Source organism: Reyranella soli, from assembly GCF_007992495.1.
GTDB classification, from domain to species: Bacteria; Pseudomonadota; Alphaproteobacteria; order Reyranellales; family Reyranellaceae; genus Reyranella; species Reyranella soli.
Genome location: NZ_BKAJ01000088.1, coordinates 14,966 through 31,759 on the forward strand (window position 1 = coordinate 14,966; position 16,794 = coordinate 31,759).

Consider the following 16,794-nt stretch of genomic DNA (forward strand, 5'->3'; position numbering starts at 1 on the left):
TTACCATTTGGTGCCTTACTCGCCGGCAACCGGCGCAGGCGCCGCATCCTCGCGCGGCTTGTTGGAGATGTCCTCGCCGGTCTGCTGGTCGACCGCCTTCATGCTGAGGCGGACCTTGCCGCGGTCGTCGACGCCCAGGACCTTGACCTTCACCTGATCGCCTTCCTTGATCACGTCGGTCACCTTGGCGACGCGGCGCGGCGCCAGCTCGGAGATATGGACCAGGCCGTCGCGGGCGCCCAGGAAGTTCACGAAGGCGCCGAACTCGACGGTCTTCACGACCTTGCCGTTGTAGATCACGCCCACTTCCGGCTCGGCGACGATGCCCTTGATCCAGTCGATCGCGGCCTGGCCCTGCTTGGCGTCGACCGCGGCGACCTTGATGGTGCCGTCGTCCTCGATGTCGATCTTGGTGCCGGTGGTCTCGGTGATCTCGCGAATCACCTTGCCGCCAGTGCCGATCACTTCGCGGATCTTGTCCTTGGGGATCGTGAACTGGGTGATGCGCGGCGCGTTCTGGCTGACTGAGTCACGCGCGCCCCCCAGGCCCTTGGCCATCTCGCCCAGGATGTGGAGGCGGCCGTCCTTCGCCTGGCCCAGCGCCACCTTCATGATCTCCTCGGTGATCGAGGTGATCTTGATGTCCATCTGCAGGGCGGTGATGCCCTTCTCGGTGCCGGCGACCTTGAAGTCCATGTCGCCGAGGTGATCCTCGTCGCCCAGGATGTCGGAGAGCACCGCAAAGCGGTCGCCTTCCTTGATCAGGCCCATGGCGATGCCCGCCACCGAGCGGTCCATCGGTACGCCGGCATCCATCAGCGACAGCGAGCCGCCGCAGACCGAGGCCATCGAGGAGGAGCCGTTGCTCTCGGTGATCTCCGACACGATGCGGATCGTGTAGGGGAACTTGTCCTTGCCCGGCAGCAGCGGGCGCAGCGCGCGCCAGGCAAGCTTGCCGTGGCCGATCTCGCGACGACCGGGCGAGCCCATGCGACGCACCTCGCCGACCGCGTACGGAGGCATGTTGTAGTGCATCATGAAGCTCTCGCGGTATTCGCCCTCGAGCGCGTCGATGATCTGCTCGTCCTGGCCGGTGCCCAGGGTGGCCACGACCAGCGCCTGGGTCTCGCCGCGGGTGAACAGCGAGGAGCCGTGGGCGCGCGGCAGCACGCCGACCTCGGCCACGATCGGCCGCACGGTCTTGGTGTCGCGGCCGTCGATGCGCTTGCCGGTGTCGAGGATGGCGCCGCGCACGACCTCGGCCTCGAGGTTGCCGAACTGCTCGCCGAACACGGCGAGAGCGGCCTCGTCGCCCTCGAACAGCGCCTTGGCTTCGGTCTTGACCGCACCGACCTTGGCCTGGCGGGCAAGCTTCTGGGTCTCGGTGTAGGCCTCGGCCATCTTGGCCCTCATTTCGGCCTTCAGGCGGTCAGCCACGGTCTTGGCAGCCTCCGGCGGCTCGGTGAGCGGCATCGGCTCCTTGGCGGCATGCTCGGCCAGCTGGATGATCGCCTCGATCACCGGCTGGAAGGAGCGATGGCCTTCCATCACGCCCGTCAGCATGACGTCCTCGCTGAGCTCCTTGGCCTGCGATTCGACCATCAGCACGCCTTCCTGGGTGCCGGCGACGACGAGGTCGAGGTCGCTCTTCGCGGTCTGCTCGAGCGTCGGGTTGATCACGTACTTGCCGTCGAGGTAGCCGACGCGGGCGGCGCCGATCGGGCCCATGAACGGCACGCCGCTGATGGTCAGCGCCGCGGACGTCGCGACCATCGACACGATGTCGGGATCGTTCTCCATGTCGTGCGCCAGGGTCGTGATCACGACCAGCGTCTCGTTCTTGTAGTTCTCGTGGAACAGCGGCCGGATCGGACGATCGATCAGGCGGGAGGTCAGCACCTCCTTCTCCGACGGCCGGCCTTCACGCTTGAAGAAGCCGCCCGGGATCTTGCCGGCAGCGAACGCCTTCTCCTGGTAGTTCACGGTCAGCGGGAAGAAATCGAGGCCAGGCTTCGGCTTCTTCTCGAACACGACGGTGGCCAGCACCGTAGTGCCGCCGTAGGTCGCCAACACCGCGCCGTCCGCCTGGCGCGCGATCTTGCCGGTCTCGAGGATCAGCTTGCGGCCGGCCCAGTCCAGCTCCTTGCGGAACACTTGAAACATGTCACTCATATCCATCTTCCTTTCCTACACGGCGTTCGCCCCCGTCTGGCGGCGCCGCCCACCGATGCCCTTGCATCGGCAGGACCGGGTCGGGCCTTTGCTCTCGCCCCTGCCCTCCCGGTTACTTCGAAAGTCGCGTCAGTCGGCAGAACTGTTACGGGGACCGAACGACGCGACGCGAAAAGGCCCCGATCCATCCGTGGATGAACTCGGGGCCGTGAAACTCAACGACGCAGACCCAGGCGCTCGATCAGCGTGTCGTAGCGCTTGTTGTCCTTGGCCTTGAGGTAGTCGAGCAGGCGCCGGCGCTGGCCGACGAGCTTCAGCAAACCGCGGCGCGAATGGTGATCCTTCGCGTGGCCCTTGAAGTGCTCGGTGAGATTGGAAATACGTTCGCTCAGGATCGCGACCTGGACTTCCGGCGAACCGGTGTCGCCCTCGGCCTGGGCATACGACTTGATCAGCTCCGCCTTGCGGACGGCTGTGATCGACATCGGGACTCTCCATCGACTTAAAGGTTGAAGACGCGTACCGGCTTGAGAGCCACGCCGTCCGAACGGACCAGCGCGACCAGCTTGCTGCCGGCCTCGGCGCGTAAAAGGGCGCCGGACGGCGGTACGTCCCGGGTCAAGAGCACCGGCTGGCCTTGGCGCAGCCGGTCCGCTTGGGCCTCCGTCAGGGCCAGCGCCGGGATGTCGTCCAGCGCGGTCTCGACGGGGGCCAGGGCCCCGAGAAGCGCGGGAATATGCCCGAGGGCCTCCAGTTTGGAAAGCGAAATGGCCGCCTCTTCCCGGAACGGCCCGGCGGCGGTCCGACGCAGGAAACTCAGGTGTCCGACGGTCCCCAGGGCCAGCGCCAAGTCGCGCCCGAGGGACCGGATGTAGGTGCCCTTGCCGCAGGAAACCACGAAATCTGCATGGCCCGCGTCAGGACGTCCCATGAGCTCAAGGCGCTCGATGGACACGGGCCGGGGCTTGAGATCGACGGCTTCGCCGGCGCGGGCCAGGTCATAGGCCCGCTTGCCGTCGATCTTGAGGGCCGAGAAGGCAGGCGGCATCTGCTGGATGGTCCCGACGAAGCGCGGCAGGACGGCCCGGATGGCCTGGTCGGCGGGCCGCACGTCGCTGGTGGCGGTGACCTCGCCTTCGAGATCCTCGGTCGAGCGCGCTTCGCCGAAGCGGAGCGTGAAGCGGTACTCCTTCCGCCCATCCATGACGAAGGGCACGGTCTTGGTCGCCTCGCCGAGCGCGATGGGCAGCACGCCGCTCGCCAGCGGATCGAGCGTGCCGCCGTGCCCCGCCTTCTGCGCGCCGAACAACCGTCGCACCTTGCCGACCGCCGGCGTCGAGCCCAGCCCCACCGGCTTGTCGAGGATCACCCACCCGTCGACCTTGTCGCCTTTTCTCTTCACGGGAGCGCGGGCCTCCGGCCCGCATCGAATTCATGAGCGGGCCAGAGGCCCGCGCTCCCAATGAGACGCGCGAGACGCGCGCGGTCCAGAAGAGCATGAGCATGAGCGGGCCTGGAGGCCTGCGGTCCAAAGAACATGAGGCTTCCTAAGCCCACATTCCGTTGCGCGCCAGTCGCCGCTTCAGGCAGGCTGCCTTCATGACGGGGGCGACGCGGCCGGATCGCTTCAGGCGGTCCGTGCTTTTTGGGCTGTTCTTTCTCTCCGGTGCGGCGGCCCTGGTCTATCAGACGGCCTGGCATCGGCTGCTCGGCCTATTCGCCGGCGCCGACACCATCGCGGCCGCCCTGGTCGTCGGCGCTTTCCTGCTCGGCCTCGGCATCGGCAGCCTGGCGGCAGGCCTTCTGGCCGATCGCCTGTCCCGTCGCGCCGCGCTTTTAGCCTTCGCCCTCTGCGAAGTCGGCATCGCGGCCTTCGCCATCGCCAGCCCCTGGCTCTACTACGACGTCATCTATCGCGAGCTGCTGCCGCTCTCTGCCTCGCGCGGCGTGATCTTCGCCGTGGTGTTCGCGGGCCTGCTATGGCCGACCTTCCTGATGGGCTGCTCCCTGCCGTTCCTTTCGAAGGCAGTAGTGAGCGAGATCTCGGGCTCGGCCAAGCTGATCGGCTGGCTCTATGGCCTCAACACCTTGGGCGCCGGCGTCGGCGCATTCGTCGGCGGCTGGTACCTGATCGGCACTTTCGGCTTCGACAAGGCGATCCATGTCGGCGCCGCGCTGAACCTGGTCGTCGCCGTCGGCGGCCTGCTGCTGGCGCGCGGCCTCGGCATGGCCGACAGCAAGGCGCCTCCCAAGGTTCGTCCCGAGGACACCGATGGCGGTGTCGTCTGGCGCTGGTCGCTGCTGGTCTTCATCAGCGGCTTTCTCATCGTGGCGCTGCAGATCGTCTGGTACCGCCTGATCGGCGTGCTGCTGCAGTCCAACGGCTACAGCTTCTCGTTGGTCCTGACGGTCTTCCTGCTGGGCGACGCAGCGGGCCTGCTGGTCGGCGCCCGCACCATCGATCGCATCGCCGACCCGCGACGCTTCTTTTTCCTGATGCAAGGCATCGCCACGGCGCTGGCGCTGGCGGGCGCGTGGTTCGTCCACTGGGCGATCGGCGTGGGCATCCTGCCCGTCACTTTCGTCGACCACGACATCATGAGCGGGCGGCCGGCCGACGTCGCCCTGATCGTGATCCTGCTGCTGATCGTGGTCCTGCCGGCCTCCTTTATCATGGGTTTCTCCTTCCCCGTCGTGCAGAAGGCCGTGCAGAGCGACATCGACCGTCTCGGTCAGCGGGTCGGCCTGGTGCAGCTCGCCAACATCGTCGGCAACAGTGCCGGCAGCCTGGTGGCCGGCCTGATGCTGCTCGATCTCTTCGGCACCGCCGGCACGTTGCTGCTGCTGGTCGCGATCGGGCTTGGCTTCGCCTGCCTGCAGATCGCGACATCGCCGGGGGCACGCTGGGTCTACCCGCCGGCGCTGCTGATGATCCTGGGTCTGGCGTTCTTTCCGCCAGATCGCGATTTCTGGCGGCGCCTGCACGGGCTCACGACCGAGAAGGCGATCATCGCCGAGGACAAGACGGGCTTGAGCGTCCTGAAGATGGCCAACGGGCAGGACGGCAAGCTCTACATCCAGGGCCATTCTCAGAGCCGGCTGCCGTTCGACACCGTCCACGTCTTCCTGGGCGCGATCGGGCCGCTCACTCATCCCGCGCCCAAACGCGTGCTGGTGATCGGGTCGGGCACGGGCGGCACGCCCTACGCCGCGGGGCTTCACCCCGGCACCGACCGCGTGCGCGTGATCGAGATCGTGGCGCCGGTCATCGACACGCTGCGGCGCTATCTCGGCGACAAGGGCAAGTCGGGCGTCGATGGCCTGCTCGGCAATCCCAAGTACGAAGTCGTGATCGCCGATGGACGGCATTCGCTCGCGCTCGATCCCACGAAGTACGACGTGATCGAAGCCGACGCGATCCTGCCCAAGACCGGCTTGTCGGGGCTGCTGAACTCGCAGGAATTCTTCCGCCAGGTCCAGTCCAAGCTGGCGCCGGGCGGCATCTACGTGCAGTGGGCGCCGACCGAGCGCACCATCGAAACCTTCCGCGCGGTCTTTCCCTACGTAATCATGGTCCATCCGGCGCTGCTGGGCAGCGACCGGCCGATCCCCTACTCACGCGAGAAGATCCTGGAATTGCTCGAGCGGCCGGAGATCGACATCCATCTCACGTCGGCGCGGATCGACCGTGCCGAGCTCCTGAAATGGTTCGAGGACAAGAAGGTCGAGGTTTTGAACAGCGGGAGGACGGTGCCGGCGAGCGCGCCCAACACCGACTTCTTTCCGCGCGACGAGTACTACCTCAATCGTCCTTGATGTCGCGCGCCACGTCGGGGCGGCGCAACAGCTGGCCGATGCGGTCGGCTTCGTCGAAGGTACGGTCGACCTGGAAGCGGATCTCCGGCGCGTAGCGCAGCTGCGCCTTCTCGCCGACGCGGGCGCGGAACCAGGGGGCTGCACGTCGCAGGGCGGCGAGCAGGCGCTCCTCGTCCTGGCCGCCCAGCGGCATCACAAAGGCGGTGGCGTTGCGCAGGTCGGGGCTGACATCGACCGCGGTGACGGTGATCGAGGCGTCGCGCAGCTCCGGATCTCGCATGTCGCCGCGCTCCAGGAGCTCGGCCAGCAGATGGCGCAGTTCCTCGCCGACCCTGAGCTGGCGCTGACTCGGGCCCTTTTTCTCACGCTCCGACGGGCGACGGCGGGACATCCAGCTCTATCCTTCGCTGGGGGCGCGCCACTCCAGCGGCGCGATCTTTCATGTTTGCGAGGTCGAGAAGACGCGCCACTGGAGTGGCGCGCCCCAACCTTTACAGGGTCGGCTGGACTGCCTCGACGTCGAAGCATTCGATGACGTCGCCGACCTTGATGTCGTCGTAGTTCTCGAACGCCATGCCGCACTCGAAGCCGTGCTGCACCTCGCGGACTTCTTCCTTGAAGCGACGCAGCGTCTTCAGCGTACCTTCGTGGATCACCACGTTGTCGCGCAGCAGGCGCACCTTGGCGCCGCGCTTGACGTTGCCTTCGGTGACCATGCAGCCGGCCACGTTGCCGACCTTGGTGATGCGGAAGACCTCGCGGATCTGCGCATTGCCGAGGAACGTCTCCTTGTAGGTCGGGTCGAGCAGGCCGACCATCAGCTGCTGGATGTCCTCGGTCACCTTGTAGATGATCGAGTAGTAGCGGATGTCGATCTTGTCGCGCTTGGCGATCTCGCGCGCCTGCGGGTTCGCACGCACGTTGAAGCCGATGATCAGCGCGCCCGACGCCTTGGCGAGCGTGATGTCGGCCTCGCTGATGCCGCCGACGCCCGAGTAGATCACGCGGGTCGCCACCTTCTCGGTGGAAAGCCGCGTCAACGCGCCGGCCAGCGCCTCGGCCGATCCCTGCACGTCGGCCTTGATCAGCACCGGCAGCTCCTTGGCCGTGCCCTCGCGGATGCCCTTGATCATCTCCTCAAGGGTGCCGCGGCCGCCCGCGGCGCGGGCAAGCTGGGCCTGGCGGTCGCGGCGGGCACGGAAGTCGGCGACCTCGCGCGCACGCGCCTCGCTCTCCATGACGTGGAACTCGTCGCCCGCCTGCGGCGTGCCGTCGAGGCCCAGGATCTCGACCGGGAAGGCCGGACCCGCACTGTCGACCGCGTTGCCGCGGTCGTCGACGAGACGACGGACGCGGCCCCACACGGCGCCGGCCACCAGCACGTCGCCGACCTTGAGCGTGCCGCGCTGCACCAGCACGGTCGCCACCGAGCCGCGGCCCGGATCGAGCTGGGCTTCGACCACGACGCCATCGGCGGCGCGGTCGGGATTGGCCTTGAGCTCGAGCACCTCGGACTGCAGCAGGATCGCTTCCTCGAGCTTGTCGAGGTTCATCTTCTTGGTGGCCGAGACCTCGATCGACTGGACGTCGCCGCCCAGCTGCTCGACCTGGATCTCGTCCTGCAGGAGCTCGGTGCGCACCCGGTTGGGATCCGCGCCGGCCTTGTCCATCTTGTTGATGGCAATGATGATCGGCACGCCCGCCGCCTTGGAGTGGGCGATCGCCTCCTTGGTCTGCGGCATGACGCCGTCATCGGCCGCCACCACGAGGACGACGATGTCCGTCACCTTGGCGCCGCGCGCACGCATGGCCGTGAAGGCCTCGTGGCCCGGCGTGTCGAGGAAGGTGATCTTCTGGCCCGACGGCAGGGTGACCTGGTAGGCGCCGATATGCTGGGTGATGCCACCCGCCTCGTGCGCCGCGACGTCGGTGGCGCGCAGCGCATCGAGCAGCGAGGTCTTGCCGTGGTCGACGTGGCCCATGATGGTGACCACGGGCGGCCGCGGCAGCATCGTCTCGGGCGCATCGACGCTTTCCGTCAGGGCGGTCTCGACGTCGCCCTCGGCGACGCGCTTGGGCCGATGGCCCATCTCGGTCACGACCAGCTCGGCCGTGTCGGGATCGATCGCCTGGTTGATGGTCGCCATCACGCCCATGCGCATCAGCGTCTTGACGACGTCGGCGCTGCGCTCGGACATGCGCTGGGCCAGCTCCTGGACCGTGATGGTCTCAGGGATCGTGACCTCGCGATAGACCTTCTGCTGCGGCTCGCTGGCGTGCTCGCGGCGGCGATCACGCTCGAGGCGACGGCGCATCTGCGCCGCCGACCGGCTGCGGAAATCGTTCTCGCCCTCGACCGCACGGCCAACGTCGACCTTGTCCGACCGGCGCTTGGGCGCCTCGCGGCGCGCACCCGGCGGCTGCGGCAGGCGCTTGTTGACGATGGCAGGCCGCATCGGCGGCCGGCGCAGCGCGTCGGCCGACTGACCGCCGGTGGGTGCGCCCGGCGGACGGCGAACCGGTGCGGCGGGCGCCGACGCGGCAGGGGCTGCCGCCTGCGGAGCGGCGCCGGGATTGATCTCCTCGGCCTGGCGCGCGATCGGCGCCTGCGGCGAGGCGGTGGCGGCCTGGTCGAGGCGCTTCTGCACCAAGGCATCGGCCTTGCGCTTGACCTCTTCCTCGGCCTTCTTGCGCGCTTCTTCCGCGGCCAGCCGCTTCTTGTGCTCCTCTTCGGCCTTGCGGCGCGCCTCGTCCTCGATGGCGCGGCGGGCCGCTTCCTGGGCCGCACGCTGGCGGGCCTGCTCGGCGTCGCGGTTGGCGTCGACCAGGGCGCGGGCGCGGGATTCCTTCTCCTCTTCCGTCAGCGTCCTCAGCACGGCGCCGCCGGAACGAGCGTCGTTCGACGAACGCGACGGCATCGGCCGTGCGGTCGTGGCGCCGCCGCCGCCCAGCTTAAGGGTACGGCCGCCGCCTGGCGCCGCCGGGGCGGCTGCGGGGGCAGCCGCAGGTGCCGCGGCCGCAGGCGCATTCGGCGCGCCGGGCCGCTTCACCGGCTTCTTGACCTCGACCGCCACCACGCGCGTGCGGCCATGCGAGAACTTCTGGCGCACTTGCGTGTCGCCCGCGCTCTTCGCCGGCGCCGCGCCCGCGCGCGTCGTCGTCGAAAGCGTGAGCGGCTTGGTCGGCTTGGTCTGCTCTTTCTGTTCCGTCATATGTCGTGTTGTCCTTGGTCCGCTGCGGCCCGTCAACCGTCGTTACTTTTCAATGAGACTGCTGTTCAACCGGTAGCCGCGCCAGCGCGCCGCCCCGGCCTCAATCCGCTCAATAAAGGCGCCCCCCGCATCGTCGCGGGCGACCGCCACATAGACCGCATGCTCGCGGCCGAAAATTCCACCCAATGCCGCCGCGTCGCCCAGGCGGGCGATCGACAGGCCTGTCGCCCGGCTCACGGCTTCGAGCTTGCCGAGCCCGTCGCCGTCGGCCTCGTCGGCCACGATCAAGAGTCCGGCGCGCCGCTGGCCCACCATCTGCTCGACCTTCACGAAGCCTGCGATGGCGCGTCCGGCCCGGCGCGCCCGGCTGAGATCGGCCAGCGCCCGCTCCAGAAGCAGCCGTTCGACCCGGTCGGCCAAGTCGGCGGCGGGCTTCACCGATGCCCGCGCTGCCTTGGCGAACAAGTTCTTCGCCACGGCCCGCTCGACCGCCGCCCGCTCCGCCTTCACCCAAATTCCGCGCCCCGGCAGCCGCCGCGCCAGATCGGGCACGACGTCGCCTTCCGGCCCGATGACGAACCGGATCATGCGTTCGGGCGCACCCGTCTCGCCGGTCGCAATACAGGTGCGCTGCGGACCGGTCGACGGGGGAGCCTCGGGTTCGGCTCGGGACATGGCGCTGACGAATGCCAAGTGGGTCGGTCTCCTCAGTTAGGCCTTGGCCGCCTCGGCGGCACCATCTTCAGCAGCGAACCAGTGCTCGCGCGCCTTCATGATGATGGCGTTGGCGGTGTCGTTATCCATGGCGCTCTCGCCCACGATCTCGCGCAGCTCGTCGGAGGCGAGGTCGGCGAGGTCGTCGCGGGTCTTCACGCCCTTCTCGCCCAGCGCCACCAGCATCGGCAGCGTCAGGCCCTCGGTCGTGCGCACGTCCTCTTCGACGCCGAGCTCTTCCAGGCGGGTCGCCAGCTCCGCGTCGCGCTTCTCAATGAACTCGCGGGCGCGGCGCTGCAGCTCGCTGGCGATCTCCTCGTCGAAGCCTTCGACGCCGGCCAGGTCCTCGACCGCCGAATCGGAGATGTCCTCGACCGCGGCATAGCCTTCGGCCACCAGGAGATGGGCAATGACGTCGTCGACATCAAGCGCGGCCTTGAACAGCTCGGTGCGCTCGCGCGTCTCCTTCTGGCGGCGCTCGCTCTCCTCGGCCTCGGTCATGATGTCGATTTCCCAGCCGGTGAGCTGGGAGGCGAGCTTGACGTTCTGGCCGCGGCGGCCGATCGCCAGGCTGAGCTGGTCGTCGGGCACCACCACCTCGGTCTTGTTCTTCTCCTCGTCCATCAGCACCTTGCTGACCTCGGCCGGCGCCAGCGCATTGACGATGAAGTTCGCGGTGTCGGCCGACCACGGGATGATGTCGACCTTCTCGCCCTGCAGCTCCTGGACGACGGCCTGGACGCGGCTGCCGCGCATGCCGACGCAGGCGCCGATCGGGTCGATGGCGCTGTCATGGCTCAGCACGGCGATCTTGGCGCGGCTGCCGGGATCGCGGGCGACCGCCTTGATCTCGATGATGCCGTCGTAGATTTCCGGCACTTCCTGGCCGAACAGCTTGGCCATGAACTGCGGATGGCTGCGCGACAGGAAGATCTGCGGCCCGCGCGGCTCCTCGCGCACGTCGAAGATGTAGGCGCGGACGCGGTCGTTCACGCGCAGAGACTCGCGCGGGATCGTCTCGTCGCGGCGGATCACGCCTTCGGCGCGCTGCAGGTCGACGGTGATGTTGCCGTAGTCGACGCGCTTGACCACGCCCGACACGATCTCGCCGACGCGATCCTTGAACTCCTCGTACTGCCGCTTGCGCTCACTCTCGCGCATGCGCTGGGTGATGACCTGCTTGGCGGTCTGGGCGGCGACGCGGCCGAAGTCGATCGGCGGCAGCTCATCGGTCAGGAAGTCGCCGACCTGGGCCTCGGGATTGCGGCGCTGCGCTTCGACGAGCGGCACCTGCGTATTCTCGTTCTCGACCGGGTCGGCCACCTGCATGTAGCGCAGCAGCTTGATCTCGCCCGTCTTGCGGTCGATCTCGGCGCGGATGTCGTGCTCCAGGCCGTACTTGGCGCGGCCGGCCTTCTGGATGGCCTGTTCCATCGCCTCGAGCACTTCCTCGCGCTCGATGCCCTTTTCGCGAGCGACCATGTCGGCCACCTGCAGCATCTCCAGGCGCGGGATATCGGCAGTCGTTGCCATGACTAATTCCTCTCTTGCGAATCCACTAATGAGCCTGGCTCGCCCCCTGCTGGGCGAGCCGATGTTCCTCAATCAACGCGTCGGTCATTTCGAGCTTGGCCCTGGACACGGCCGCGAGCGGCACCGCCGCCTCCGTGCCGTCTTCCAGACGCAGCCGCACCACGCCGTCACTCAATCCCAGGAGCGTGCCTTTGAAGCGGCGACGCCCGTCGACCGGCTCGGCGGTCTCCACGCGGGCGAGATGTCCCGCCCACCTTGAATAGTCCTTGGGCCGCGTCAGCGGCCGGTCGATGCCGGGCGAGCTCACCTCGAGGGTGTAGTTGCCCGGGATCGGATCCTCGACGTCGAGCACTGCCGACAGCGCGCGCGAAAGCGTGGCGCAGGCCTCGACGTCCATCGGGCTGCCGTCGGCCGGCTCGATCATGATCTGCAGCGTCCCGCCGCCCTTGCTCATGGCGACGCGAACCAGCTCGAAGCCCATGCCGACCACGGTCGGGGCAACGATGTCTTCGATACGGCGCAGCAGCTCGGTCACGCGGGGCTTCAGTCTCGATGTGTCTTGGGCCGGCGGGCTTCCCACAAATGAAAAGAGCGGGCGTTGGGCCCACTCTTTCTTGTTTGGTTCGTCCCGCGAACCCGATGAGGATGGCGCGGATATAAGCGCAGTTTGGCCAAAGAGCAAGGGAATCCTGCGTATTTTATGGGCGGCCGCGCCAGTACTTCTATTAGTAGTAGCATCGCGTTTCACGCCACCGGCAGGGGGCGTGAAAAATAAATCGGCCAGACGTCCCAGCCGCTACCCGGGAAGCTCCCGCAGCCATCGCCGGGCATCGTGCAGGCTGCGGAAGAGCCTGACCGGCCGATCCCCCTTGGTCGCGTCGGCGAAGAGGTCGGCAAAGCCCTCGCGCTCAGGATGAATGACGAAGGCGATCGGACCGCGCGCAGCCGCCCCCTTCTCGGCTCGCAGCGCCAGCGCCATCGCTTCGACCTGCTCGCGACTCATGTCGATGCTGGAACCCGAAACGTCGATGATCTTGCTGAAGTGCCGGACGTCGTTGTCCACCATCTGCTGGACCAGGTCGCGAACCTCGTCCGGCGTGACCGGGCCACGCGCCACGATGACAAGCAGACGGTTCAGCCGGGAGATTTCCAGGTGGATCGGCATGCGGCGGCGGTAACGGGCCGGGGCCCAAACGCCGCCCCAAACGGCGGCATGCTACACCCGCCGCCGCAGTCGCAGGAAGGTCGGCGTGCCCGCGATCTTCTTCTTCTCGTAGCGTGTTGCCGGCCAATCGGCCGGCCGGCCGCGCCAGTCGGCAGGGCCCTCGGCCAGCCAGTCGAAAGCCGCATGGGTGCAGGCATGTTCGACCATCCAGGGCAGGTAGCCCGGATCGTCGGTCGCAAGCCTCAGCTCCGCGCCGGGGACCATCAGTTCGGCCAGCCGGTCGAGGGTCGCGCGCTGCACGAAGCGCCGCTTGTGATGGCGCATCTTGGGCCACGGATCGGGAAACAGCACGAAGGCGCGCGACAGCGAGCGATCGGGCAGTGCCGCCATCAGCAGCCGTGCATCGTCGGTCAGCAGCCTGACGTTGCCGACGCCCGTGCGCTCGATATGGGCCAGGCACTTGGCGACGCCGTTGAGATAGGGCTCGCAGCCGATCAGGCCGACATCGGGATGCTGCTCGGCCTGCCACACCAGATGCTCGCCCGCGCCGAAGCCGACCTCGAGCCACACGCCGCCCGGCGGCAGACCGCCACCGAACAGCCGAGCGAGATCGATCTTGTCGGGCTCGGCCGGCACGGTGAGCGCGAGGCGAGGCAACAGCGTGTCGAGCAGCGACTGCTGCCCGGCGCGCAGTTTCTTGCCCCGACGACGACCGTAGAGCGTGCGTCGGCGGGTTTCTTCCATGGACGCCTTACATCACCACGTCGATCAGGTACGGGCCCTTGTGCGACATGGCGTAGGTGAGCTGCTTGGTGAGCTCCTCGAGGTCGTGCGCCTTGGCGCCGGGCACGCCCATGCCCTTGGCCAGCAGGGTGAACTCGAGCGTCGGGCGATCGAGCGTCAGCATGTCGATGGCGCGCGGGCCGGGATTGGCCGCGCCGACATCGGCGAGCTGGCTGTAGAGGATCTTGTAGTTGCGGTTGGAGAAGATCATCACGCAGACGTCGAGGTTCTCGCGCGCCATCGTCCACAGCGACTGGATCGTGTACATCGCCGAGCCGTCGCCGATCATGCAGATGACCTTGCGGTCCGGACAGGCGACGGCGGCACCGACCGCGACCGGCCCACCGAAGCCGATCGAGCCGCCCATGTTGTTCAGCCAGTCGTGCGGCGGCGCGCCGACGCTGTATGGGAAGAAGCCGCGGCCGGTCGTGACCGATTCGTCCACGACGATCGCGCCTTCCGGCATGGTGGCGCCGAGCGCCTGGCCGAGGCCGTCGAGCGTGAACTTGCCGGTCGGCCGATCGGGCCGCTTGGGTTGCGCCACGGCGGGCTTCTCGTTCATGGCATCCAGCTCGGCCGCCAGCGCCTCGAGCGAGCCGATCGGATCGCCCTCGACCGGGCAGAGCGTGGTGACGTCGCAGCCTTCGGGCACAAGCACCGACGGCTTGCCGGGATAAGCAAAGAACGCGGCCGGCGCCTTGGCGCCGCACAGCACCATGTGCTTGGTGCCCTTCAGCATCTCCTGCGCCGTCTCAACGACGAAGTGCAGGCGTAGCACGGGCACGCGGCCCGCGCCGCGCTCGATGCGCGCCGTGCCGCCGGCCGCCTGCACCTTGCAGCCGGTCTTGGCGGCGATCTTGCCGGCGAGCTCCAGCCCGCGGGCGCGCAGCGCGCGGCCGCCGATGAACAGCATCGCCGACTGGCCGCCCTTCAGCGCCTTGGCCGCGGCGACGACCTCTTCGTTGGCAGGCTTCTGCGGCAGCGGCGTCTCGGGCGTGTCGGCGACGCCGTCGGCTTCGGTCCATGCCGTGTCGGCCGGCAGGATCAGGGTCGCGATCTGGCCGGGCGCCACGCGGGCGGCCTGGATGGCGGCAGCGCCGTCCGTCGCCACGGTCTTGGATGTCGGCGAGGTCTTCACCCAATGCGAGAAGGGACGCGCGATGCCTTCGATGTCGGCGGTGAGCGGCGTGTCGTACTTGATGTGATAGAGCGCGTGCTCGCCCACGATGTTGACGATGCCCGAGCCCGCCTTCTTGGCGTTGTGCAGGTTGGCCGCGGCATTGGCGAGGCCGGGACCGAGATGCAGCAGGGTCGAGGCCGGCTTGTCGGTCATGCGGTAGTAGCCGTCGGCCGCACCGCTGCACACGCCTTCGAAAAGACCGAGCACGCAGCGCATGCCCTCGACACGATCGAGCGCGCCGACGAAATGCATCTCCGAGGTGCCGGGGTTGGCGAAGCAGACTTCGACCCCGCCCTTGACCAAGGTGCGAACCAGACTCTCTGCTCCGTTCATCGTCGGCCCCAACTGCAAGAAATGATAGGCAGGGGATAACACGCCGCGATGCCGGGGCGAAGCCGGTTCGCCGGCGTTTCGCGGAACGGGCCGACCGGCCTTGCTACGAAGTCCCTTCCAGGACCGGAGTGGCAAGCGACCGTTGAACGCCGAGCAGCCGATCGGCACGAGCCCGGATCCATTGCCGGCCCGGCACTTCGATCAGCCTGTAGACCCCCGTGGCAAAGATGATGGCGAGGCCAATCGACGACACGAAATTGACCGCATGGAAGGCCGCAGCCTGCGTGCTGTAGGTCTCGAAGAACCGGTTGTGGAGAGCCATCGGCGGGATGATGGGGTGGAACAGATACAGGGAGTAGGAGATCGTTCCCAAGTAGACGATAGCACGCCCCGACAGCAGGCGATTGGCGATGCTGCCGGATCTTGCCCCGATCAACAGACCGACAGTAGCGATGGCGGCAGGCAGTGCATCGTTCGAGTGATCCAGCCGGCCGGCGATGGTCAGTCCCTGGACCGTTATCAACCCGATCAGACCAAGTTCGCTGGCAAGCCTTGCCACGGTCGACGGCAACGGCACGAGCGTTGCCCTGAAGGCACCGACGCCGAGCAGGAATTGCAGGGCGACGGTAAAGGGCGAGAAGTGGAATAGCCACAGATACCAATCACCGTCGCTCCAGCCCGCCGGCATGAGCGACTGTCGGTACAACCAAGCCGCATCCACCAACAACCATATGGCGTAGAAGCCGGCCACGCCGAGAATGAAACTCCTGAAGCGCCATGCCGGCAACAGAGCGACAACGATCGCTCCCAATCCGAAAGCGAGGTAGAGGGCACACTCGACGCTCAAGCTCCACGACACGTTGAAATGGGCGTTAGAGACCAGCTCGCCGCCATACTTCACCGGCATCCACGACTGCCAGAGCAGGAGGTGGGGTACGACGTAGCTCTGGGCAGCAGGGTCCGAGAGATCCTGGATGTCCGGCCAGGTCAGGATCGCGATGACGACAAAGACGAGATAGGCGGGGTAGAGGCGGGCAAAGCGGTAGAAGAACAGCCGGATGAGGTTGAAGGCGGGTCGGTCGCGCCAATCCCAATGGCTGTAGCTCAGCGCGATGACGTAGCCGCTCAACGTGAAGAAGATGGCCATGCCGATGTCGGCCGCCCCCGCCCAGGGCATGTCCGGCAACGCGCCCTGAGGCGTGACTTTCGTCCAGCTCCAATAGTGGGCGATGACAACCAGGAGTGCCGCAACGCCCCGCAGGCCGGTCAGTGACTGGATTTCTTCGCGCTTTACCGACGCCATGGCGAGCAAGACTAGTACATCGTCACCGAGTGTGAAATCGCACTGTCAAACTCAGCGTTCCCCCTTTATTCCCAAAAGATTATTCAGTATACTTGAACCAATATTTCAGTTGTTAAGAACGAAAGCCTTTTAAACCATGAGCCACTCGGTCCCCTCCGACAGCTCGGCCATCGATGCCACCTTTTTGATCGGTATCGATCTGGTCGAATTCGATCGTCGCGAACTTCCGATCTACGCCAGCCCGCAGTCGCGCTGGATGGATGCCTGCCACGATGAGGCGCCCGCCTACGGCGCGCCGGTCGACCGCGTGTTCGGCGAGCCGGGCGACGTCCATATCGACGGCGCTCCCGGCAATGACGAGCAACTCGGCGCCATCGCCGCCGACGATCCGCTGGTCGCGCTGGCGACGCTCGCCGACGGCCTCGCCGTCACCGGCAGGGAGGTCGCCGCGCCTGAGCTTGCGACGTCCTTCGATTTCGGCGCCGACGCCCACGCCGTCATCCATCTGCACGATGGTTCCGGCTGGGACATCACCGGCATCGACGGGACGTTCGACTACCTCGCTTGATTCTTGCCAGACCGC

The 16,794-nt window shown here is 67.3% G+C and carries 14 protein-coding genes; 2 read left to right on the top strand and 12 right to left on the bottom strand.

Annotated elements, in window-relative coordinates; genetic code table 11:
• Positions 1–15 precede the first annotated feature (15 nt).
• The 3 genes from pnp to truB form a co-directional block, all read right to left on the bottom strand.
• Entirely contained in the window at positions 16–2,163 is a 2,148-nt protein-coding gene (gene pnp / locus RSO01_RS24740; RefSeq protein ID WP_147152510.1) for a polyribonucleotide nucleotidyltransferase, read from the bottom strand.
• Between the two features lie 224 nt (positions 2,164–2,387).
• Positions 2,388–2,657, bottom strand: coding sequence for a 30S ribosomal protein S15 (gene rpsO, locus RSO01_RS24745; RefSeq protein WP_147152422.1), 270 nt, complete (start codon positions 2,655–2,657; stop codon positions 2,388–2,390).
• A gap of 17 nt (positions 2,658–2,674) precedes the next feature.
• Complete coding sequence (gene truB, locus RSO01_RS24750) at positions 2,675–3,574, bottom strand: tRNA pseudouridine(55) synthase TruB (protein ID WP_147152424.1); 900 nt, start codon at positions 3,572–3,574, stop codon at positions 2,675–2,677.
• A 197-nt stretch (positions 3,575–3,771) separates the two neighbouring features.
• Here truB and RSO01_RS24755 point away from each other — a divergent pair, with 197 nt between their 5' ends.
• Complete coding sequence (locus RSO01_RS24755; protein WP_147152426.1) at positions 3,772–5,988, top strand: spermine/spermidine synthase domain-containing protein; 2,217 nt, start codon at positions 3,772–3,774, stop codon at positions 5,986–5,988.
• Here the strand turns inward: RSO01_RS24755 and rbfA are convergent.
• The 9 genes from rbfA to RSO01_RS24800 form a co-directional block, all read right to left on the bottom strand.
• Positions 5,975–6,379, bottom strand: coding sequence for a 30S ribosome-binding factor RbfA (gene rbfA / locus RSO01_RS24760; RefSeq protein ID WP_147152428.1), 405 nt, complete (start codon positions 6,377–6,379; stop codon positions 5,975–5,977). The genes RSO01_RS24755 and rbfA overlap by 14 nt on opposite strands.
• Before the next feature lie 100 nt (positions 6,380–6,479).
• Positions 6,480–9,200 carry a translation initiation factor IF-2 gene (gene infB / locus RSO01_RS24765; protein WP_147152429.1) on the bottom strand — a complete coding sequence of 907 codons (2,721 nt, stop codon included), beginning with the start codon at positions 9,198–9,200 and terminating at the stop codon, positions 6,480–6,482.
• A 42-nt stretch (positions 9,201–9,242) separates the two neighbouring features.
• Positions 9,243–9,893 carry an RNA-binding protein gene (locus RSO01_RS24770; RefSeq protein ID WP_147152432.1) on the bottom strand — a complete coding sequence of 217 codons (651 nt, stop codon included), beginning with the start codon at positions 9,891–9,893 and terminating at the stop codon, positions 9,243–9,245.
• An 18-nt stretch (positions 9,894–9,911) separates the two neighbouring features.
• The gene (gene nusA / locus RSO01_RS24775; protein WP_147152433.1) at positions 9,912–11,447 is read right to left on the bottom strand and encodes a transcription termination factor NusA; all 1,536 of its coding nucleotides are present in this window, start codon (positions 11,445–11,447) and stop codon (positions 9,912–9,914) included.
• A 25-nt stretch (positions 11,448–11,472) separates the two neighbouring features.
• A complete protein-coding gene (gene rimP / locus RSO01_RS24780; RefSeq protein ID WP_246158753.1) occupies positions 11,473–11,982 on the bottom strand; it encodes a ribosome maturation factor RimP in 510 nt (169 codons plus the stop codon).
• A 261-nt stretch (positions 11,983–12,243) separates the two neighbouring features.
• Positions 12,244–12,612: a hypothetical protein gene (locus tag RSO01_RS24785; RefSeq protein WP_147152435.1), complete on the bottom strand. Its 369-nt coding sequence runs from the start codon at positions 12,610–12,612 to the stop codon at positions 12,244–12,246.
• A 51-nt stretch (positions 12,613–12,663) separates the two neighbouring features.
• Positions 12,664–13,356, bottom strand: coding sequence for a tRNA (guanosine(46)-N7)-methyltransferase TrmB (gene trmB, locus RSO01_RS24790; RefSeq protein ID WP_147152436.1), 693 nt, complete (start codon positions 13,354–13,356; stop codon positions 12,664–12,666).
• Positions 13,357–13,363: 7 nt separating this feature from the next.
• Positions 13,364–14,908 carry an acetolactate synthase large subunit gene (locus tag RSO01_RS24795; RefSeq protein WP_147152438.1) on the bottom strand — a complete coding sequence of 515 codons (1,545 nt, stop codon included), beginning with the start codon at positions 14,906–14,908 and terminating at the stop codon, positions 13,364–13,366.
• A gap of 103 nt (positions 14,909–15,011) precedes the next feature.
• Positions 15,012–16,211, bottom strand: coding sequence for an acyltransferase family protein (locus RSO01_RS24800; protein WP_246158773.1), 1,200 nt, complete (start codon positions 16,209–16,211; stop codon positions 15,012–15,014).
• A gap of 136 nt (positions 16,212–16,347) precedes the next feature.
• On the opposite strand from RSO01_RS24800, the gene RSO01_RS24805 reads away from it, so the two are divergent.
• Complete coding sequence (locus tag RSO01_RS24805; RefSeq protein WP_147152442.1) at positions 16,348–16,779, top strand: hypothetical protein; 432 nt, start codon at positions 16,348–16,350, stop codon at positions 16,777–16,779.
• The last annotated feature ends 15 nt before the right edge of the window (positions 16,780–16,794 follow it).